Here is a 21,277-nt window from a genome sequence, read left to right on the forward strand (position 1 = left end):
TTATGACCAATCCGTTACTGACGCCGTTCGACCTGCCACCATTCTCTAAAATCAAACCTGAGGACATCGTTCCTGCGGTGAAAAGCGCATTGGCAGATTGTCGTGCCGAAGTGGAGCGCGTGGTCGCGCAAGATGCGCCATTTACTTGGGATAATCTGTGCCAGCCGCTGGCTGAGGTTGACGATCGTCTGAGCCGTATTTTTTCCCCTGTCAGCCATTTGAATTCCGTGCAAAACAGCCCTGAGCTGCGTGAAGCTTACGAACAGTGCCTGCCATTGTTGTCTGAATACGGCACTTGGGTAGGTCAGCATGAAGGGCTGTATCAGGCCTACCGTAGCCTGAAAGACGGCGCGGGTTTTGCTGCGTTAACCAAACCGCAGAAGAAAGCGGTGGAAAACTCACTGCGTGATTTCGAGCTGTCTGGCATTGGTTTGCCGAAAGAAAAACAGCAGCGCTATGGCGAAATTATGGCGCGCCTGTCCGAACTGGGTTCTGCATTCAGCAACAACGTATTGGATGCGACCATGGGCTGGAGCAAGCTGATTACTGATGAAAAAGAGCTTTCAGGTCTGCCTGAAAGTGCGCTCGCGGCCGCGAAGGCGCTGGCTGAATCCAAAGAGAAAGAAGGCTGGCTGTTAACGCTGGATATCCCAAGCTATCTGCCGGTGATGACCTATGCGGACAACCGCGAGCTGCGCCATGAGATGTATCAGGCGTTTACCACGCGTGCATCCGATCAGGGGCCAAACGCAGGTCAGTGGGATAACAGCGAAATCATGGCTGAAACTCTGCAACTGCGTCACGAATTAGCTCAGCTGCTTGGCTTTAAATCCTATGCCGATAAATCATTGGCAACCAAAATGGCAGAAAACCCACAGCAGGTTCTGGCATTCCTGAATGACCTAGCCGAACGCGCTCGTCCTCAAGGTGCGCAAGAGCTGGCTGAACTGCGTGAGTTTACGCGCCAGCACTTTGATGTTACCGAGCTGGAAGCGTGGGATATCACCTACTACAGCGAAAAACAGAAACAACATCTGTACTCTATCAGCGATGAACAGCTGCGCCCTTACTTCCCTGAACAGCGCGTATTGAGCGGTTTGTTTGAGGTGGTGAAACGTATTTACGGTATCACGGCGAAAGAGCGTCATGATATTGACGTGTGGAATCCAGAGGTTCGTTTCTTCGAGCTTTATGATGCGACCGGCGAGCTGCGCGGTAGTTTCTATCTCGATCTTTATGCCCGTGAGCATAAGCGTGGCGGTGCGTGGATGGATGACTGTGTAGGCCGTCTGCGTCGTGCCGATGGTAGCCTGCAGAAGCCAGTTGCCTATCTGACCTGTAATTTTAACCGTCCAATCGGCGACAAGCCTGCGTTGTTTACACATAACGAAGTGACCACGCTGTTCCATGAGTTCGGTCATGGCCTACATCATATGCTGACCACGATTGAAACCGCAGGCGTTTCAGGGATCAACGGTGTGCCATGGGATGCCGTCGAGTTGCCAAGCCAGTTTATGGAAAACTGGTGCTGGGAGCCGGAAGCGCTGGCCTTTATCTCGGGTCATTACCAGACCAATGAGCCACTTCCGCAGGAGATGCTGGATAAAATGTTGGCGGCGAAAAACTATCAGGCCGCGCTGTTTATCCTGCGTCAGCTCGAGTTTGGGATGTTTGATTTCCGTCTGCATACTGAGTTCGATCCTGCGCAAGGCGCTCGTATTCTCGATACTCTGAAAGAAGTTAAAGCGTTAGTGGCGGTGATGCCGTCGCCAAGCTGGGGCCGTTTCCCACATGCGTTCAGCCATATCTTTGCTGGCGGCTATGCGGCGGGTTACTACAGTTATCTGTGGGCAGAGCTGCTGTCTGCTGATGCGTTCTCTCGCTTCGAGGAAGAGGGTATTTTCAACGTAGATACCGGCCGTGCGTTCTTGGATAACATCCTGTCGCAGGGTGGTTCCGATGAGCCAATGAACCTGTTCAAAAACTTCCGTGGCCGTGAGCCGAAAATTGATGCCATGCTGCGTCACTACGGTATCAAGGGCTAATGCGTTGAGTATTCAGTTAGTGTTAGAAGAGGGCGCCGACAGCGGCGCCTTATCTCATTTAGCCGAGCGCTGGGGATTGGTTCACGATCCTGACGCGATAATGGCGTTGGTATTAACGCCTGAGCATTTAGAACTCCGCAAGTTGGATGAACCCAAGCTGGGCGCGATTTTTGTCGATTTTGTCGCCGGGGCCATGGCGCATCGCCGCAAGTTTGGCGGCGGCCGTGGTGAAGCAGTGGCAAAAGCCGTGGGTATCAAAGGCAGCTATGTGCCGAGCGTTGTGGATGCGACCGCAGGATTAGGGCGCGATGCCTATGTCTTGGCATCGGTCGGGTGCCATGTGCGCATGTTGGAGCGTCATCCCGTGGTGGCGGCACTGCTTGATGATGGTTTGCAACGTGGCTATGCAGATCCTGAAATCGGCGGCTGGCTGCAAGAGCGCCTGACTTTGCTGCATGCCTCCAGTATTGATGCGTTGAAAGATCTTAGCCCTGCGCCAGAAGTGGTGTATCTCGATCCGATGTATCCGCATAAACAGAAAAGTGCGCTAGTGAAGAAAGAGATGCGTGTGTTCCAGTCACTGGTGGGTGCTGACTTGGATGCCGATGCATTATTAGCTCCTGCGCGTGCGCTGGCGACGAAACGTATCGTAGTAAAACGCCCTGATTATGCTCCGCCACTGGCGGATGTGCCTGCACATGCTGCCACTACCACTAAAAATCACCGCTTTGATATTTACACGCCGCTGAAATAGTTCTTCATGTAAATAACCCTCCCCTTCGCAGGGGAGGGAACTGTGCAGTGAGTACCGAAGAAGCTCGAATGGCCCTTTCTCTGCTAAGGGGGCGCTGGCGAGGGAGCCAATATTACCGAGTCGTAAATTAATAGCCTGAACTCGTTTTCTTCAGCGTATCGCCTTGCTTGATCGGTTTTTTATCCATCTGATCTTTGCTCATTTCATCTTGTTTAGGCGCTTCGCCTTTTTGCATTGCGTCCAAGTGCTGCTTTTTCATTTCCTGCGGCTTTTTACTCATGTGATCCATTTTATGCGGCTCTTGCTGCATACCATCGCCGGATGCACTTGTTGTATCAGCGGCGAAAGCGAATCCGCTACCCATCAGTAAAGCGCTACACGTCACAACCGTAATAATTTTTCTCATGGTCAGATCCTTATTGATAGTGGGGTCAGGGCCAGTATTGCGTTCACTTGTTCAGCAAAGCCTCACAGAGTTATAAATTATTTGTGATAACTCAGGGCACAAACCCTGTGTAGACTAATTATAAAAATGCACTTGGAGCCAGAACGCGATGGAAGGAATGAAGCGAATTCTAATTGTAGAAGATGACTCGCATATTGCCGATTTACTGGCGTTGCATCTGCGTGATGAGGGCTACCACATCGAGCACGCGGCTGATGGCATTGCCGGTATGGCGATGTTGGAGCAGGGCGGTTGGGATGCGCTCATTCTCGATCTGATGCTGCCGGGCATTGATGGGCTTGATATCTGCCGTCGCGCTCGCAGCATGACACGTTATACACCGATTATTATGATAAGCGCCCGCTCCAGCGAAGTGCATCGGGTTCTGGGATTAGAGCTAGGTGCCGATGACTATTTAGCCAAACCGTTTTCGATGATTGAGCTGGCCGCACGCGTTAAAGCGCTGTTTCGTCGTCAGGAAGCGATGAGCCGTAATTTACAGATGGATGCAGGGCGTTTGGACATTGCGGATCTGGTCATCGATCCTATTGCGCGAGCGGTTTGGAAGGATCAACAGCCTGTCGATCTCACGCCGCGTGAATTTGATTTGCTGTATTTTTTCGCTAAAAATCCAGACAAAGTTTTTTCTCGTTTGCAGCTTCTCGATCAGGTCTGGGGCTACCAGCACGATGGTTATGAGCACACGGTTAACACCCATATCAATCGGCTACGTATAAAAATTGAAGCCGATCCTTCCGAGCCGCAGCATATTCTGACCGTTTGGGGCTCTGGCTATAAATTTTCGGCGTTAGGTATGGGGAATTAAATGAACCGATTAAGTCTATCCCAGCGCTTAACGCTGGTGTTTGCGTTGTTGCTGGTCGCGTGCTGTGCGGTATCGGGTTGGCTTCAGGTGCGCAGTAATACGCAATATAGTCAGCAGGTTATCCAGCGCTTGTCCGTTAATCTTGCTCAGCATATTACGGATAATAACCGGCTACTCGGTGAGCAGGGGCTAAATCCTGCCTCGGTAAAAAAGCTGTTCGATCAGTTGATGTCGGTAAATCCGAGTGTGGAAGTGTATCTGCTTGATAAGCAAGGACACATCATTGGTGATGCGGCGCCAGAAGGGCGAATTAAGCGTCGTGATGTGAGCCTTCAGCCCATCAATGCGCTCATGCAGGGGCAAAGTATGCCGGTTTATGGCGACGATCCGCGCAGTGTCGATGGGCAAAAGGTATTTAGCGTCGCGCCGCTACAGGTTGAGGGAAAAACCGAAGGCTATTTATACGTTGTTTTGCTGGGCGAGGATTACGCTCGGTTAACCGATGATGCGCGTATTGGCTCGACGGTTTGGACCGTTGTAGGGTCGATGGGATTGATTGTGCTGTTTGGTTCACTGGCCGGTTGGTTGGCTTTCCGCTGGGTGACGAAACCGGTGCGTCAGCTTACGCGTCAGGTGAGTAAGCTTGAACAGGAAGGGCTGGATTACGCTCGGGTTATGGCGCTAAGCGTGCCTGAAGCTGATGTGAAAAGTGATGAAGTGACTCAGCTTAGACGCGCATTTGTTTTGATGGCTAGACGCATTGCCGAGCAGTGGAAAACTTTGGCGGAACAGGATCAGCAACGGCGTGAATTTATTGCCAATATTTCACACGACTTGCGCACGCCGTTGACCTCTTTGCATGGCTATCTCGAAACGCTATCCGTGAAGTCGGCGAGTTTAAGCGAGGTGGATCGTAAGCGTTATCTGGATATCGCCTTGGCGCAAAGCCTTAAAGTTGGGCGACTAGCGCAGGAGTTATTTGAGTTAGCTCGCTTGGAATATGGCGCGGTTAAACCGCAGAAAGAACGCATGTCGTTTAGCGAGCTTTTGCAGGATGTTTTTCAGAAGTTTGAGCTGGCGGCAGAAACTCGCCAAATTAAGCTTACTGCGGATATCGCCAAAGGTTTACCGTTGGTCAACGCCGATATTTATATGATGGAGCGCGTGTTAACCAATCTGTTGGATAACGCGATCCGCCATACTCCGCAGGGGGGAAATATTGCGGTGAAACTTTGGCATCAGGAAGGGCAAATTTGGGTTCAACTGACCGACAGCGGCGTAGGTATTCCTGAGGAGCTGAAACCGGGGCTGTTTGAGCGCCCATCATTGCTCTCAGGCGCACGGCGCCAGTCCGCGGGGGGATTGGGGTTGATGATTGTGAAACGAATGCTACAGCTGCACGGTGGCGATATCATGCTGGTTAATGAGAATGAGCAAGGCGCTTGTTTTCGTTTAATGCTACCCGTGTGATCGCTGCCTTAATTATTCACAGACTTAGTGGTAGCATGAATTTCCCCCCTAATTATAAGAGTTAACTCCGATGATGTTGTTTTTGACGGTGGCATTGGTTCATCTGGTGGCTTTAATGGCTCCCGGACCTGATTTCTTTTTTGTTTCCCAAACGGCGGTCAGCCGCTCTCGTTCTGAAGCAATGCAGGGCGTAGTGGGGATTACACTGGGTATCGTCATTTGGGCAGCAGTTGCGCTGATGGGGCTCCATCTGCTGCTGATGAAAATGGCATGGCTGCATAGCATTATCACCGTGGGCGGTGGTTTATATCTGACGTGGATGGGCTATCAACTCCTTAAATCTGCGCGTGCGAAAGGCCAGTTAGACAGCGGCGAAGAAGTTAGCATCACGCTGCCTGCGCGTGGAAAAACGTTCCTGCGTGGTTTTCTCACTAACCTGTCGAACCCAAAAGCGGTCATTTATTTCGGTTCTGTGTTCTCACTGTTTGTCGGCGACAATGTGAGTACGCCAGAACGTGTTGGCCTGTTCGTGATGATAGTGGCGGAAACCTTTGTTTGGTTCAGTATTGTGGCATCGGTATTTGCGCTGCCGGTGATGCGTCGTGGTTATCAGCGTTTAGCCAAGTGGATTGATGGCGTTGCAGGCGTCTTGTTTATCGGCTTTGGTTTGCACCTGATTTTCTCTCGTTCGTAATCATCTTCAGTGAACATAAAAAAAGGCGGGCTAATTAATCATTAGCCCGCCTTTTTTGTATTCGCAAATATTACATCACAGCGAAGAAGATCATACCAACCACTGCGCCCGTGGTGCCTAGGATGGTTTCCATCACGGACCAGGTTTTCAGGGTTTGTGCTTCGGTTGCGCCGGTAAATTTACCGAACAGCCAGAAGCCGGAGTCGTTAACGTGGCTCAGTACGATAGAACCCCCCGCGATACAGATGGAAAGTGCTGCCATCTGTGCGCCGTTGTAGCCCAGCTCGCCAATAACCGGCAGAACCAAACCTACGGTGGTTAAACAGGCAACGGTAGCAGAACCTTGAATCACGCGCACCGCAGCGGCTAGAACGAAGCAGGCAACCGCAATTGGCAGTCCTGCACCAATCAGAGAGTTACCTAACGCTGGACCAACGCCGGAATCCACCAGAATCTGTTTGAATACGCCACCGGCACCGGTAACCAGAAGAATGATACCTGCTGGCTGAATTGCCGCAGAACACACTTCCATCACTTTCTCTTTGCTCATGCCACGACGGATTGCCAGACCATAAATCGCCACCAGACAGGCGATCAGGATTGCCGTGAATGGGTGACCGATAAATTCCAGCCATTTGTGCAGTTCAGTGCCGGTTTCAACAAAGCGTGCACCGATGGTTTTCATACCAACTAGAACCAGCGGGAATAGAACCAGCGCCAGACTAAAACCGAATGAAGGCAGTTTGCTCTTATCCAAGCTTGGCTCTTGGATATCTTCAGGCAGATCCAGCGTCACGTGTTTGCTGATGAAGTTACCAAACAGAGGACCGGCTAAAATCATGCCTGGAATCGCTGCGCACAGACCAATCAGGATCATCCAGCCATAGTCAGCGCCCATCTGGGAAGCCAGCAGCATCGGTGTTGGCCCTGGCAGCAAGAATGCCGCCGCGCCAGCAACACCGGCAAACAGTGGGATAGCCAGTTTCACAACGTTGCCATTGGTACGACGGGCAACGGCGAACACCACGCCAATCAACAATACGATAGCTACGTCGAAGAACAGCGGCAGCGCACACACTAGACCGGCGATACCCAACGCATAGTGGGCACGTTTTTCACCAAAGCTATCTAGCAACTTAGCGGCTATCTGATCTAACGCGCCGGTTTCATGCAGGATTTTGCCGAACATGGCACCCAACGCAACCACGATGGCGAGGAAGCCTAATGTGCCTCCCATGCCTTTTTCCATGGTTTTAGCAATATCATCCAGCGGCATGCCAGAAAAAATACCCGCGCCGATAGAGACCAGCATCAGAGCAACGAAGGCATGCATACGGGCTTTCATCACCAAAAACAGCAGCAGTAAGACCGAGCCTACTGCGGTAAATACGAGAGTAAAAGTACTCATTATGACCCCTGAGAAATCACAGATTTAATGGTTTTAATTGTGTTTTCAACAACGCCGTCCAGAGGGAGGCTGATGTCGACAGCGTGAACGTCCTGCTCAACGCTGGTAGGTTCTTCTAACGCTTCAAATTGAGAAACAAGCATCTGAGGTTTAAAGAAGTGGCCTTTACGTGCCAGCAGACGGCTTTCAATAAGATCGAAATCGCCTTTCAGGTAGATAAAGGAAACGTTTTTGTTGCCGTCGCGCAGCATGTCGCGGTAGCGCTTTTTAAGCGCGGAGCAAACGATCAGAGAGACATCGTTCGTTCGTTGCATAGCGAAAATGGCGTCATTAACCGCTTTCAGCCATGGCGTGCGGTCTTCATCATTCAGCGCGTGGCCTTCAGACATTTTTTGGATATTGGCACGCGGGTGCAAGAAGTCGCCATCCAGAAAACCTGCGTTGAGCTGTTGGGCTACGGAGGTTGCTACAGCAGATTTACCGCTGCCAGATACGCCCATCAGAATAAAAACGTGGTGTTGTGGTTTTTTATCGCTCATTTCTACTCCAGAGAGGGGACGGTTTTCCATCCACTAAATGCAATGTTACTGGTAACTTGTTATGGGTAACATTGTCTGAGCAGCGATAATAATTAGCAAGATTTGTGACAAAGTAGCTTCAATAACTGTGAGGTTACTCTCAGTTACTAACGGGGATTAACTAATATGAGGGGGACAGCTGGGTAATTAGATGCTGCCACCATAAAGTAGCGTGAAACCGACATCGACCATCTGGGATGAAATGGCTTCACCGCGCAGACGAGACAACATCCGTTCTGCTGCGATTTGTCCCATACGCTGACGTGGCGTCAGTACGCTGGCTAATTTAGGCGTCATTACCTGACCGATGTCATGGCCGTGGAACCCGGCAATCGCCATATCTTGAGGAATACGTAGGCCTAAACGTTGGCACTCGAAAGCCGCCCCGGCCGCTAAGTCATCGTTGGTGCAGAAAATACTGTCCATATCAGGATAACGATCTAGCGCTTCGCGCAACAGTTCACTGCCCACCGAATAAGAAGAGCCGCGCGGTATCATGACGCTACGTGGCTGCAAACCGGCATGATTCATCGCCGCTTCATAGCCCTGCTGTTTGATGACGGTACGTTCATCCTGACGAGCGCCAAAGTAAACAACTTTGCGATGCCCGCGGTCGATAATGGCCTGTGTCATTTGTCGAGCGGCTTCAAAATTGTCGAACCCAACGGCGATATCAATGCACGGCGTAATGCAGTCCATCATTTCGACGACCGGAACACCGGATACTTCGATCATTTTACGCGTGCGCGCGGTGTGGTTTCTTTCAGATAGGATCAGCCCATCAACGTTATACGAGAGCAGAGAAAGCAAACGCTCCTCTTCTTTTTCTGGCCGATAACCATAGTGCGCCAGCATGGTTTGATAACCATGTGCGTCGGTGACGCTTTCGATTCCGCGAATCACATCGGCGAAAACTTGGTTGGTCAGAGAAGGAAGCAGTACGCCAATGGCGCGGCTGGTAGAGTTGGAAAGAATATCCGGTGCGCGGTTAGGGATGTAGCCCAGTTCGTCCAGCGCCACTGCAATTTTCGTTTGAAGTGCAGCAGAGACCTGTGATGGGTTGCGCAAATAACGGCTTACCGTCATTTTTGTCACACCAACTTTATCTGCCACATCTTGAAGTACAGGGCGTTTTTTCTTCATTTTCAATGAAATAACTAATGTTCGGACGGATGCACACAGTTTAGCAAAAAAACAATGTGACGTATAAAACAAATGTGGACTGAAATCGCAGCCGTTTAGCTGCGATTTCAATAAACAATGTCAGTGACTTAGCGAGGAATCACATTAAAAACCATTCGCGCGCGAAACCTGTGCAAACCATTCACCGCTCTTTTTCACGCTGCGGGTTTGGGTTGCGAGATCGAGCTGAACAAAGCCGTAGCGGTTTTTGTAGGCATTACACCAAGACCAGTTATCAATAAATGTCCACATGTGATAACCCAAACATTGGCTGCCTTCCTGAATCGCTTTATGCACCCATTGCAGATGTTCACGCACAAATTCGATGCGATAGTCGTCTTGGACTTGCTCGTTTTCGATAAAACGCTGCTCATTTTCCACGCCCATGCCATTTTCAGAAATAAAGCAGCGCGGATTACCGTATTCAATACGTAGATTGGTCAGAATGTCGTAAATGCCTTTCTCATAAATTTCCCATCCGCGATGAGGGTTCATTTTACGACCTGGCATTTCATAGTTTTCAAAGAACCATTCAGGCATAAATGGACTATCGGGATTAACTAGGCTATCGCGGCATTTAATGCGCCGTGGCTGATAGTAATTGATGCCCAAAAGTGAGACGACGCCTTGAGCCAATAGCTCACGGTCACCGCTGCGGCACTCCGGTAGCTTATGATGAGATTTCAGCAAGTCCACTAACTCATCGGGATATTTCCCTAAAAGCGCTGGGTCTAGGAAGCTGCGATTAAACATCAGATCGGCAATGTTAGCCGCTTTCACGTCAGCAGGATTTTCAGAACGAGGGTATGACGGCGTGAGGTTGAGAATGATGCCGATGTCACCGCCCTGATCCAGCTGGCGATAACGTTGCACCGCCTGAGCATGCGCGATCATGGTGTGATAGGCCACGGTGGCCGCGCGTTTGAAATCCACCACGTTAGGGTAATGGAAGTCATATAGATAACCGCCTTCCACCGGAACAACCGGCTCATTGAAGGTAAACCAGTGGTTAACGCGGTCACCAAACAGGCGGAAACAGGTTTCGGCATACTCCGCGTAGGCATCTGCTACTTCGCGATTTTCCCAGCCGCCGATCTGCTGCATCGCCATAGGCATATCAAAATGGAAAAGGTTAATGAACGGCGTAATGCCCTGAGCGAGCATTTCATTAATCACCTGATTATAAAACGCGACGGCTTCAGGATTGACTGCCCCACGACCTTCAGGAATAAGCCGAGCCCATGAAATCGAGGTGCGAAAGCTATTGTGCCCAACGCGTTTTAACAGCGCGATATCTTCGCGCCAGTGCTGGTAAAACGTTGACGTGTCCTGTGGACCAACGTTCTGATGAAAACGGTTTGGCTGCTCGGCAAACCAGTGATCCCATACGGTAGCACTTTTGCCGCCACCAAGCGTATTACCTTCCGTCTGCGGTGCCGAACTGGCGCTACCCCACCAAAATCCTGTTGGAAATGAATGTGTCATAAATGCTCCTGTTATGAATTTCTCGCCAGTTCATTGGCCCATTTGTTCGCCCTTGCATCAGGGCTGCTTTCGCCGTTTTGCGGCTCCCAAAGGCCAAAAAGACGACTTGCAGAGCCTCATTGGATAGGTTTTTGAAACCGGTTTCTATAAAGAAAGAAGCAAAGCGAGAGCGGGGTTCAGGAATGAGCATTCATGGCGATAAAACTGTGGGGTAGGTCACGGATTGGGGTTAGTTACACTCCGTATTAAGAAAACTTGTGTATTACTCCTTTTGTTTTATTATTTTTACTTTATCAACATAATTCCCTGATTGATCGATCCTTTCATATTCAGCTGTACACATCTCTTTCTCATACCCTGAGAATTCTGAACTCGATGATGGGTGGTTATTTATGTTCACATCAAGAGTGAATTTATATTTATCAAAGAGATTTACCATGCCAGCAGTGGGTTTGAGATCGTGGATGTTAATAATGACTTTCATTCCTTGAACAAAAAACACTCGTTCATGTCCATATTCTGGATGATTTCTACATCCTCCAATAATCGATGACACATCAAAACGAGCACGCGTTACCGATGATCGCCAGCTTATGTCAGGGGCTAATACATCGGCCCCCAAACGACCGTTCTTTATGATTTGTATCAATTTACACTGATAAAATCCCGAGAAATTACCGAAGTCTGATTCATTATAATAATCGCCATCTCGGCAAACAAATTCATATGCCTTTATTTTTTTCTCAGATAACAAGTAAAATTCAAAAGCAGTATTTTCTGAAGTTATTTCAGCTTGTTTGTGTACGGGGATGATGGGTGGATAATCTGCTGATGTAGCAGGAAAGTTTAGAGAAAAAAGCATATAACAAAGTAATGAATTTATTTTCACTTTTTTTTCCTCTAGGCAAATTCATGTTTGTCAGATAATTTTAGCGGTGCTCAGCTATTCGGCAGGGGGACGAGAATCTGGCCGAATGCGGTTTAGCCCCCAGATCGCTGCAATCGTGTCTAGTTTCATGTTGCTAGAGCAGCAGGGTGTCGTTGTAGTGTAAGTTCGTCATTTTTATCTTGTATTTTTATACCTTGTCGACCAGAAAATCACTTGTCATTCCTCTATTCTCCGTGACTAAAAGTATTAATTTCCCCAGTGCGTTTTTTTATTTTTATTGTGAACACACCACCAGCAATGTTTTTATGTAAACTTCCAGATACAACCCAGTACTCATTTTCATCTTTTATTAAATATGGCTTTTCATTTTCTGAAACATCTTTTCCGTATATGTTTTTAATATAAGATTCAGCTACATCTGAGGCCATTTTTTCATTGCTAATCAGCTTTAGTTTATGTCTCCATTTTTTGGGGGGGGTAAAACTTATTGTAAGATGTTATTTTTATCTGCATAAAATGTGCGCTGGATTTTTGATTTCCCACATCAATCATTACTCATCCATCTATCTATATTTCCTTCGTTTAATAAATTAACTATTGCATCTTCGTTGATTTTGTTTTCTGAACATCTATGTTTTTTTTGTCTTTAAAGGTAAGCATTCCGTTGTTATCTATAAAGTATTCATGGTTGTCATTTTTGATCTATATACGAATGTTTTTTTGTCAAAAAAAGAACAGTTACCTTTTTGGTTTCTTAGTATTAATGATATTTTTTCACTGTTTTTTAATGATGTTTTTTGCATTCCATTTTTTGATGCAAGTTCTTTAATTACTTCCATTGTGATTGGTGTGTATGTTTTAATTCTAAATGGAATACGGTAATAAAACATTTACGCATCACAATGTGATGAGTAAATGTAGAAGAGAAATACCAATACTATTTTCATCAATACTTCATCCTGTCTGGAATTCCCATTTCTTTTCTAACAGGGTTCTCATACTTTTTGACATTATTCATATGGCCTGGGCCATCATCTTTTTCTCCCATTGCATGCCCCATTTCATGAGCAATAACTACGCTTAATGGAGTTGGCGTCATTTTACATGCTTTATCTTTTCCTTGAGATTGGCATGAGCTATGGTCTGAGTCTTTCTCAATGTAAAAAATAAACTCAGTAGGGTCGTAACACGTATGTTCCATACCTTTTCTTGGCTCTCTAAATATATAGGTATGGTTCGATGATTCCAGTTTATCTATCATTTCCTTTCCATGTTTTGTTTTTCTCACCGACTCATATGCGTCTTTCATCGCTTTTTTTTGTTCCTCATTACCATTAAAAACTACCGTCAGTCCTAATGGATCTATATTTGTGACTGTGTTTAGCGGATAGGTGTACAGGTTTAAACTATGGATACCCGACATGCGTATTATACTTTTACAAGTTCGTAGAGTAAAATTATATAAAATATGTGAGTTAATTCCACTTAAAAGTTGATTGAAAATAGTATGTTTAATACGGAAATATTCTATTTGCAACATTTTATTATTTGATGAAGTTGTATTTCTCGGATTCAAAAAATTAATATTTGGTTATTTTATTAATGTAGAATAACAAAACTTTCCCTGTAATTAATATCATCGATAAAAGCCAAGCATATAATGCAATATATGGTAGGGATAAACCTATTGCTATGCTGTCTAAAAGGTTATTCATCATAAGTTGTGGTGAAGTTTGCATAGATATATATATAAAACTTATTACCGATGAAATATAAGGGGCAATAATATAAGCTGCAATCTCTAATAAGAACGTTCTTCTTGAAAAAAATAAAAAATAAAAAAGCATTAGTGATATGTAAAATATTAATAGATAATCGTAAGTATATTGGTGTAGTATTTTAAAAACATATGCTTTGGCAATAAAGAAATGGCTAATTATTGCGAAGGGGAATAATGATAAATAGATAGCTCTCATAATTAATGCCTCTAGAATGCTGGCGATATGAACCATGATCCAAATGGCAAGTTAGGCGTGGGGTAACGGATTTTTGACATAGCATCATTCATTCCCCAAGGCGTACGTATCGCCCCCAAGTTTTTAAAAGGACCAATGCCATTTAAAACATTACTGGAGCATAATGCACAATATAATGGTGAGCACCCACCCTGTTCATCTATAGCAGTTCTAATCTTTTTATCTTCATCTGGGGTTATTTCAAAACTATATACTCTGACGTCAGGGCCATCAGCATACTGGTATTTTAAAAAATCATTCAAACTGGCATCACTTCCAGTGAAGGTACCCCCACTCCCTGAAGGTATTCCCTGTGGGGTAACAAAAGAACCGCCTGGATCATATAATAGCTCGTTATCACCTGTTCCCATATGCAAGCCAACATGGCCTATCCCATTATTATTCACAATGACATCTACGCTATTTAATCCTTGGGGGTCTATAGCCAATATCGGATTTAACGGGTACGCATACGCGTTCATCCCTCCACTCAACCCAATCGGATCCTGAGTAATATACCGCCCTATCGTCGGGTCGTAATACCGATGGCGGTTGTAGTGCAGGCCGGATTCTTCGTCGTATTGCTGGCCCTGCATTCTGATTGGTTGGTGCAGCTGATGCGGGTTTTCTTCGCTGAGCGCATTGCCCCAAGCATCCAGCGTGATGGACCAGTCGATATCGCCGTTGAGGTTGATAAGCTGCTGCGGCGTGCCGAGGTGGTTGCAGTCGTACAGCTGGGCGGCGTAGGGCGTATCCGGCAGCGGGTCGAGCAGGGTGACCAGATAGTCAGGGCTGAGCTGAATCTGATTGAGCCACGCGTGTTGTTCCTCGCTGAGGCGGTTGGCGCGCAGCGCTAGCTCGATGTGGTGCAGGGTGTGCTTGAAATCGGGCGGCAGGGTGATACCCACTTCCTGCTCAAGTTTGTCGGCCAGTGGGGCGATTGTCGGCGGCTTATCGCCTTCAAAACGCAGTAAGGGCACAAAGCTGTGGGGCAAATAGACCGTGTGGATGCGGGTGCCATCGCGTTCGGTGAGCACCAGTTTGTCGCCATCCCAGCCGAACCAGCTGATGTGCTTGGGCTGGTTGCGCTGCATGAGCTGTTTGCCGATGCGTCGCCCCAGCGGGTCGTAGCAGTAGCGGCCGCCGCGCAGGGCTTCACCGTCTTGATAACAGAGGTAGCTGATGAGCCGATGGCTGCGGTCGTAGCGGTAGTGATGCACTTCGCCCGCGTCGTGTTTGCTGACTTTTTGGCTGAGGTTGCCGTGGGCATCGTACTGATAATAAAAATGCGCATCTTCGCTCAGGCGATTGCCCGGATGGCGCATGTCGGCCATAAAGGCCTCGGGCATGTAACGGTTGATGAGCCGGTTACCCGCAAGGTCAAGGTGATAGTCGGTGTGGCGATGGGCGCTGCGCTCGTGGATGAGGCGGCCGGCGGCGTCATATTCATAATGCAGTGATGCGAACGGGCTGACGATGTCGCTTAGCTGACCGCGCGGCGTATAGCGATATTCCTGTGTGCGCGGGTCGGCGTTGGGCGTGCTCAGCGTGAGGCTGTGTAGTCGTCCGACCTCGGTATAGCTCGTTTCCAGCACACTCTCGCCAAAGCGGCGTTGAGTCTCGCGGTGTAAGGTATCGCGGTCAAATTCCAGCAGGCTCTGCTCGCCGAGCGCCACGCCGAGCAGATGGCCGGGGCCGTAGGTGTGCCAGTGCAGAGTCGGCAGTCCATCGGGCGTGGTGAACAGCAGGGCGCTGTTGGCATCATAACGGTGCTGAATGCGGTGTTGCCACAACACGCTGCCGTCGGGCGCGCAGACAATCTGCTGCTCTTGGTTAATTTGCCCGGACAGATTGCGTTCAAACAGTACGCTGACGGGGTAACCTTCACTGACGTGGTGCGCGGCCATCAGTTGGCCGTCGAGGTTATATTCCCAACGCGTTATCTCGTTTTCTGTATTTTCTTTGCCTTCATCATCGTGACTCACTGCGTGGGTGCGACTCACTAATCGCCCCAAAATATCATGCTGCCACTGGGTTATCAGGCCGGCATCGTCGCTTTCTATTAATTCCCCAGCCGCGTTGTATCGGTAGCGCTGAACCCGTCCGTCAAAGCCCACTTCTTCCACCAGTCGGTCCATCACGTCATAGCTAAAGCGCATCTGGGCATCGTTTTCATTGGTGAGCGTAATTAGTCGGTCGGCAGCGTCATAGGCAAACTGCTGGGTGGCACCGCCGTGTGTGCGCGTGAGCAGACGGCCGTTGTCATCGTAGGTCATCACGGTTTGACTGCCGTCGGGTTCGGTCAGCGTGACTAAGTCGCCCGCGAGATTGTAGTGATACTGGGTGCGTTCACCGGCGTTATTTTCCGTGCTTATCAGACGGCCACGGGTATCGTATTCATAACGCTGCGTGAGGCCTTCGGGGCGGCAAATCTCACGACGCTGCCCCCAGCGGTCATAGCGGTATTCGGTGGTGTTGCCCGAGCAGTCGGTGTAGCGAGAGAGCTGGCCGCTGCGTGTCCATGTGAGGGATTTTTGCCCGCCGCCGGCATCGGTCATCGTACAGGGCTGCGAGCTGGCGTCGTCGGCATAGGCATAGCGCACGGTGCGGTTAAGGGCGTCACTTTCAGCGGTCAGACGGCCAAGCGCGTCATAGCTGCGCACGAGGCGACGGTCATCGGGCAGTATCGTTTGAGTGAGTAAGCCGTGGAGATTATAGGCAAAGCGGGTGCGGTTGCCGTCGGGGGACACAATGCTGGTGAGCTGACTGGTGGTAATATCGTGGGTGAACGCCGTTTTTCGCCCCAGCGCATCGGTTTGCGCCATCAGCAGATAGCCCGCCACCTCATTGTGGCTTTCACTGCCGTTGGCGTAGGTGCGTTTTATCACCCGCTTAAGGCCTTTCTCGCCGGTGTAATAGTAGGTTTCACGACGGCCCAGACTGTCGGTTACCGTGGTGCTGTCGGCGGCATAATCGAACTGATAATCCAGCCCGTTGGGGTTGCTTTGGGTCACGGCGCGACCCTGCGCGTCGTAAGTATATTGGCTGACGGGGCGACCCAGATAACGGTGGGCGGTCATGCGCCCGAGTAACTCGGGATGATAGGCAAACTGACGAATGGCTTGCCCGCTGCGGTCATACACGGTTTGCAGCTCACCGCGGGGGGTGTATTCGTAACGCACCAGTGGGTCGGCAGGCACATCGGGAAAGTCGGGGTCATGCACCAAATACACCGCCGACAGGCGAACGCCGTTGTCACGCCCCCAGCCGCCGCGCTGCGTACAGACCGCCTCGGCGATATGCTGGTGCTCTAGCCGATAACGCCGCCCCACGCTGTCCTCGACCTCAGTGATGACGCCAGTGTCATCATAAAAGTACTGTAATTCCTGCCCAAAACGGTCACACATGCCGCGTAAAAAGCGCCGCGCTGATAAGGGCGCAGGGAGTGCGGTGCGGCCTTCGTCTTCTGAAATACCGAGTACCCACCACGGGCCGAGGGCGTCGGCGGTACATAAATACAGATGTGAATTTAAGCGCCACGACTCGGGTAGGGTGTGCCAGAGCATCGCTAGCGGATGGTTTTTGTCACGCTCAAGCAAGCCGCCGCGCACCAGCCATAGGGATTCGCTGCGGCTGAAATGTGCCTCACCGACGGCCAGCGTGTTGAAATGCAGGCTGCGTCCGCCGTTGTCGTTGAGGATAAGACCGGTTTTAGTCACCAGCAGGCTGATGCCGCTGGGCAATTGCCAGCCGGGGCCAAGTAGGCCCACGGGGGCGGGGGTATCGGTTTGGTAGCTGCTGTAGCTGCGGGACAGGATAAAAGGCACGGCGGCCGGTAAGGCAAAGTCGGTTTCAGCAGAGAGAACTTTGGCGCCCAATAGCGGATTAACGGGCTTACCGACTTTAATTCCCCCAGGGCAGGTCGAACAGGCCACGCCGCTGGGTGCGCCAATCAACACGCCTAACGAGCCCTGCGTGATAGGGCCGCCGATTGTGGTTTCGTCTGTTTGACGTGCTGCGGGTAATCCGATCATGTTATACCTTCCTTAGTATCGACAGCATTTAGTAGCATCCTGGTCTACCACCACCACCACCCATTACGCCATCTAAACCATCGGGATCGCTGTCCTTAGGCAGTTCTGGAGGCGACAATGTGGCTCCGCAATTCCAGTTAATCAGCGTCGAATCGCCGCTCAAGGCGAGCGAAGACTGAAGATTAATGGTGTTTCCAATGAAGTGGATATTTCCTTGTTTGGTCAGAACAATTCTTGCGCCGCCGCAGGAAAGCTCCAGATGCTCACCAGCAGAGTAGACCTATACCTTGCCAGCGCTTTCGGTTTTACGCTCACCGACGCTGACTGCCATTTTCTTTCCAATATTCGCGGTATAGTTTTTTCCCACGCTAAGGGATTTCATGACCCCAACCTGCAGTGCTTCAATCAGCGCGACCGAGGTGTTCATAATGCCGCCAACAACGGTTTGATAGAGGGAACCCACGCTGAGAATTTTGGCAACGCCAATCGTCTCTTTTTTAGCGATGTTTACCGTTTCCATTTCATTTTTATGCACATGAATAATCTGGTTTTTTTTCACCGTTGTTATCTGGTTTTTATCAACGGTAACGGCCTGATTCTTTTTCACATGCTCGGTATGATTGGCGTCAACGGTAGTGCTGCGGTTATTGAGAACGTCAGTATTCATGTCTTTTTGGGCATGGATGTAGACCTCCTCACGACCTGCTTCATCCTCAAAACGAAGCTCATTAAAGCCGTCACCTTTGTGTGTTTTGGTTTTAAACGTGGTTTTTGTTTTTTCTGCGGGCAAATTTAGCGGAGGACGATTATTTCCGTTGTAGGTACATCCCGTGATGATGGGACGATCGATATCACCATTGAGATAAGAAACAATGACCTCTTGGCCAATTCGAGGCGTTGCGAGGAAGCCAAATCCATTACCGTTCCATCCCTGAGCAACACGAACCCAGCATGAGGCTTTGTCATCTTCATCGTCGTAACGATTCCAATGGAAAAACACTTTAACGGCACCATCGGCGTCTACATAAATTTCTTCCCCTTTGGGGCCAACAACTTCGGCAACTTCATCTCCATCAGCCTGTGGTTTGAAGATGAAGGGCGCCCGCCAGTCTGCTTTTCCGCTCATAAAACAGAAACTATTGGTTAGTGTGGTGCCACCATGATTATCTTCTTCTTCCAACGCTTCAGGCATCTTGCCGTGGTGTTCAATGGCCGTTACTTGCCAAAGATCGTTCATGGTTTGGAGTGGATGTTCAGTGATCCTGAACATGTAGCCCGGCATCAAACGGATGCAGTTAGATTGCGCATGCCCAGTTCGGCTGTTTGAACGAAGTTCCTCAAGGCGATATTTCACCATAGGCGCTGCTTCGGCATCTTTTTGAAAGCGGCCATAGCTTTCAAAAACCGTATGGGTATTTGATCTATTTTCTGTCTCGGCCGAATGCTCTAAGAAGTAATCAGGGATGTGGTAGTTGCGGTCTTTATGCGCCGTTTTGCCCGGGCGCATTGAGGCGCCAAAGCGTAAGCTATGGATAATATCGCCATCCATAGCTGTTTTAGGGTGTGGGTTATAGAATAATAAATCGGTACCAGACATCGCTAAATGAGTATCGCTATACTGCATTCCATCGGCGTTGAACCAAAAAACCACCCCTTCTTCAGACGCAAGGCGGCAAAAAAATTGATAGTCTGACTCTCTTTTTTGAGTCACAAATTCACGCGTTTGATGTGCGTCTTTTAATTGAACGCAGGAGGCTTGAATCTGATTTTGCTGTAGTAGCTCGGTTAAAATTTGCGGTACCGAACGCTGATGGTAAATTCGGCTTTCTTGGTTTAGCGTCATCGTCCACATTTCGGGACGAATCGTTAATGTATAAAACGTGCGTCGAAATCCGCTATCTCCGTGCTCAGCACGGGCAACGATACCGGTTATTGTTCGTTGCTTAATATCATTAACTGTTATTGTTAATGACGCAGGCAAAAGAAGTAAGTCATCAATATTAATGTTCGCGTTATGGCTAACCAGCGTTAGGGTTAGCTCAAATAGCTCTGAGAGTTTTTCGTTTAAATGAAACTCTGCTACATCAAAAGTATTCGCTGGTAACCCACCAATTTGGCACGAAAAATACAATCCATTTTTCATCGTGAAGTGTCCTTACACTATTTTCCGTTGACCAGATACATGACGCCAAAAAGCTATTGTTGCTTTGGTTAAGAGCAAATAAATAGCTCAGTGCAATCGCGAAAACATATACCTTGCTGTCAGGTCGAATGTTGACATAGTTTGCGATGAACCATTTTTAGGCGATTTCAAACTGCGCTATGTCTTTCACTGCTTGTGTCGGTATCCAGTATGAACATAAAACACAGGAGCGAGCTTTACGTGTGGATGCGTATGCGGGTTAATTTATAACCTGATGGGGATTTATTAAAATTAATTGATAATTAAGAAAAAATTAATTTTCTCGATAAAAAAAAAGGCCACTGCAATCAGTGGCCTGTACGTTATTTCTTATTTGTTACCACGGTGTTTGAATCACACCGGTGGCAAATCAAACAGCAGAATTTCTACTTTGTCGTCTGCATGGATCGAAATAGCTGCTTCGTCCCAAATTGCCACACCGTCTGCGGTACTGACGTGCTGGCCGTTGATAGAAACATTACCTTTAACCACCTGAATCCAAACGCGGCGATCGGCCTGCATCTGATAGACGCTCTGTTCATCTTTCAACAGCGCCCAGCGGGTCAGCGTCATGTCTTGGAATACTTTCAGCGAGCCATCACGTGCATCAGGAGAAAGCACCAACTGGCGGCCCTGTGGGACATCAAACGCTTTTTGCTCGTAGCGAGGCGTCAGGTTTTTTTGATCTGGAATAATCCAAATTTGATACAGATGTAAATCGCGATCCTGATGAGCATTAAATTCAGAGTGGCGAATACCGGTACCGGCGCTCATGATCTGAAACTCACCGGCGTTAACCTGTTCTTTATTGCCCATGCTGTCTTGGTGAGCAACCGCCCCTTCCATTACATAAGTCAGGATTTCCATATCTTTATGTGGATGGGTTGGAAAACCTTCACCCGCCGCGATTTTGTCGTCGTTAATGACGCGTAATGCGGAAAAACCCATGAAGTCTGGATCGTAATAATCGGCGAAAGAAAATGAGTGCCAGCTGTCCAGCCAACCATGATTTGCGTGACCACGGTCATTTGCTTTACGGATATAAATCATAATCAAAATCTCCTATGAGCCAGCCAATCAGGCTCTTGTTGTTGAAATCTAGTTTAGACCTAAGCCGATAATATGAAAGCGTAAAAAACTCATCCCTCTGTTCAAAAAATCAGAACAAGATCTCCATTTAAGGCCAGAAATTGGTTTTTAGCATGTATGAAAAACAAGAATTTTTCTCATTTAAACCCTTGACTCTGGAGTGGACTCCAAGGTGTAGACT

Annotated in this window: 16 protein-coding genes; 5 read left to right on the plus strand and 11 right to left on the minus strand. The window is 48.7% G+C overall.

All coding sequences use genetic code 11. The features are described from left to right. The first annotated feature begins 2 nt into the window (after positions 1 to 2). The gene (prlC, locus tag CPY98_RS00970) at positions 3 to 2,045 is read left to right on the plus strand and encodes an oligopeptidase A (protein ID WP_046360344.1); all 2,043 of its coding nucleotides are present in this window, start codon (positions 3 to 5) and stop codon (positions 2,043 to 2,045) included. Beyond that, positions 2,011 to 2,799 (plus strand): 16S rRNA (guanine(1516)-N(2))-methyltransferase RsmJ, encoded by a 789-nt coding sequence (gene rsmJ, locus CPY98_RS00975; protein ID WP_172625138.1) that lies wholly within the window; start codon positions 2,011 to 2,013, stop codon positions 2,797 to 2,799. The genes prlC and rsmJ overlap by 35 nt, the downstream gene beginning before the upstream one ends. 127 nt (positions 2,800 to 2,926) lie before the next feature. Here rsmJ and CPY98_RS00980 read toward each other — a convergent pair whose 3' ends face one another. Continuing rightward, on the minus strand, positions 2,927 to 3,205 hold the full coding sequence (locus tag CPY98_RS00980) for a hypothetical protein (RefSeq protein WP_043490239.1): 279 nt from the start codon (positions 3,203 to 3,205) through the stop codon (positions 2,927 to 2,929). A 148-nt stretch (positions 3,206 to 3,353) separates the two neighbouring features. On the opposite strand from CPY98_RS00980, the gene CPY98_RS00985 reads away from it, so the two are divergent. The 3 genes from CPY98_RS00985 (at position 3,354) to rhtC (ending at position 6,234) form a co-directional block, all read left to right on the plus strand. Next, on the plus strand, positions 3,354 to 4,070 hold the full coding sequence (locus CPY98_RS00985) for a response regulator transcription factor (RefSeq protein ID WP_025802166.1): 717 nt from the start codon (positions 3,354 to 3,356) through the stop codon (positions 4,068 to 4,070). Beyond that, positions 4,071 to 5,540, plus strand: a complete 1,470-nt coding sequence (locus CPY98_RS00990) for an ATP-binding protein (RefSeq protein WP_043490241.1) — start codon at positions 4,071 to 4,073, stop codon at positions 5,538 to 5,540. It abuts the gene before it with no gap. 70 nt (positions 5,541 to 5,610) lie between these two features. After that, complete coding sequence (rhtC, locus tag CPY98_RS00995; RefSeq protein ID WP_040046673.1) at positions 5,611 to 6,234, plus strand: threonine export protein RhtC; 624 nt, start codon at positions 5,611 to 5,613, stop codon at positions 6,232 to 6,234. A gap of 70 nt (positions 6,235 to 6,304) precedes the next feature. Here rhtC and gntU read toward each other — a convergent pair whose 3' ends face one another. The 10 genes from gntU to CPY98_RS01060 all read right to left on the minus strand — a co-directional run bounded on the left by gntU (position 6,305) and on the right by CPY98_RS01060 (position 21,057). Further along, a complete protein-coding gene (gene gntU / locus CPY98_RS01000; protein WP_043490246.1) occupies positions 6,305 to 7,642 on the minus strand; it encodes a gluconate transporter in 1,338 nt (445 codons plus the stop codon). Next, the gene (gene gntK, locus CPY98_RS01005; protein ID WP_043490247.1) at positions 7,642 to 8,181 is read right to left on the minus strand and encodes a gluconokinase; all 540 of its coding nucleotides are present in this window, start codon (positions 8,179 to 8,181) and stop codon (positions 7,642 to 7,644) included. The genes gntU and gntK overlap by 1 nt, the downstream gene beginning before the upstream one ends. A gap of 186 nt (positions 8,182 to 8,367) precedes the next feature. Further along, on the minus strand, positions 8,368 to 9,363 hold the full coding sequence (gntR, locus tag CPY98_RS01010; protein WP_025802176.1) for a gluconate operon transcriptional repressor GntR: 996 nt from the start codon (positions 9,361 to 9,363) through the stop codon (positions 8,368 to 8,370). Between the two features lie 144 nt (positions 9,364 to 9,507). Beyond that, positions 9,508 to 10,887 carry a glycoside hydrolase family 1 protein gene (locus CPY98_RS01015; protein ID WP_096386004.1) on the minus strand — a complete coding sequence of 460 codons (1,380 nt, stop codon included), beginning with the start codon at positions 10,885 to 10,887 and terminating at the stop codon, positions 9,508 to 9,510. Positions 10,888 to 11,149: 262 nt separating this feature from the next. After that, positions 11,150 to 11,776 (minus strand): hypothetical protein, encoded by a 627-nt coding sequence (locus CPY98_RS01020; RefSeq protein ID WP_130993466.1) that lies wholly within the window; start codon positions 11,774 to 11,776, stop codon positions 11,150 to 11,152. A gap of 224 nt (positions 11,777 to 12,000) precedes the next feature. Continuing rightward, positions 12,001 to 12,204 carry an NTF2 fold immunity protein gene (locus CPY98_RS01025; RefSeq protein ID WP_096386009.1) on the minus strand — a complete coding sequence of 68 codons (204 nt, stop codon included), beginning with the start codon at positions 12,202 to 12,204 and terminating at the stop codon, positions 12,001 to 12,003. A 518-nt stretch (positions 12,205 to 12,722) separates the two neighbouring features. Continuing rightward, the gene (locus CPY98_RS01035) at positions 12,723 to 13,199 is read right to left on the minus strand and encodes a M91 family zinc metallopeptidase (RefSeq protein WP_227743407.1); all 477 of its coding nucleotides are present in this window, start codon (positions 13,197 to 13,199) and stop codon (positions 12,723 to 12,725) included. Positions 13,200 to 13,763: 564 nt separating this feature from the next. Beyond that, positions 13,764 to 17,825 carry an RHS repeat-associated core domain-containing protein gene (locus CPY98_RS01045; RefSeq protein WP_157743830.1) on the minus strand — a complete coding sequence of 1,354 codons (4,062 nt, stop codon included), beginning with the start codon at positions 17,823 to 17,825 and terminating at the stop codon, positions 13,764 to 13,766. A gap of 280 nt (positions 17,826 to 18,105) precedes the next feature. Continuing rightward, positions 18,106 to 19,968 (minus strand): type VI secretion system tip protein TssI/VgrG, encoded by a 1,863-nt coding sequence (gene tssI, locus CPY98_RS01055; RefSeq protein WP_231899428.1) that lies wholly within the window; start codon positions 19,966 to 19,968, stop codon positions 18,106 to 18,108. Positions 19,969 to 20,361: 393 nt separating this feature from the next. After that, positions 20,362 to 21,057 (minus strand): pirin family protein, encoded by a 696-nt coding sequence (locus CPY98_RS01060; protein ID WP_096386017.1) that lies wholly within the window; start codon positions 21,055 to 21,057, stop codon positions 20,362 to 20,364. Between the last annotated feature and the right edge of the window lie 220 nt (positions 21,058 to 21,277).

The sequence above is a fragment of the Hafnia sp. CBA7124 genome, assembly GCF_002355555.1.
GTDB classification, from domain to species: domain Bacteria; phylum Pseudomonadota; class Gammaproteobacteria; order Enterobacterales; family Enterobacteriaceae; genus Hafnia; species Hafnia alvei.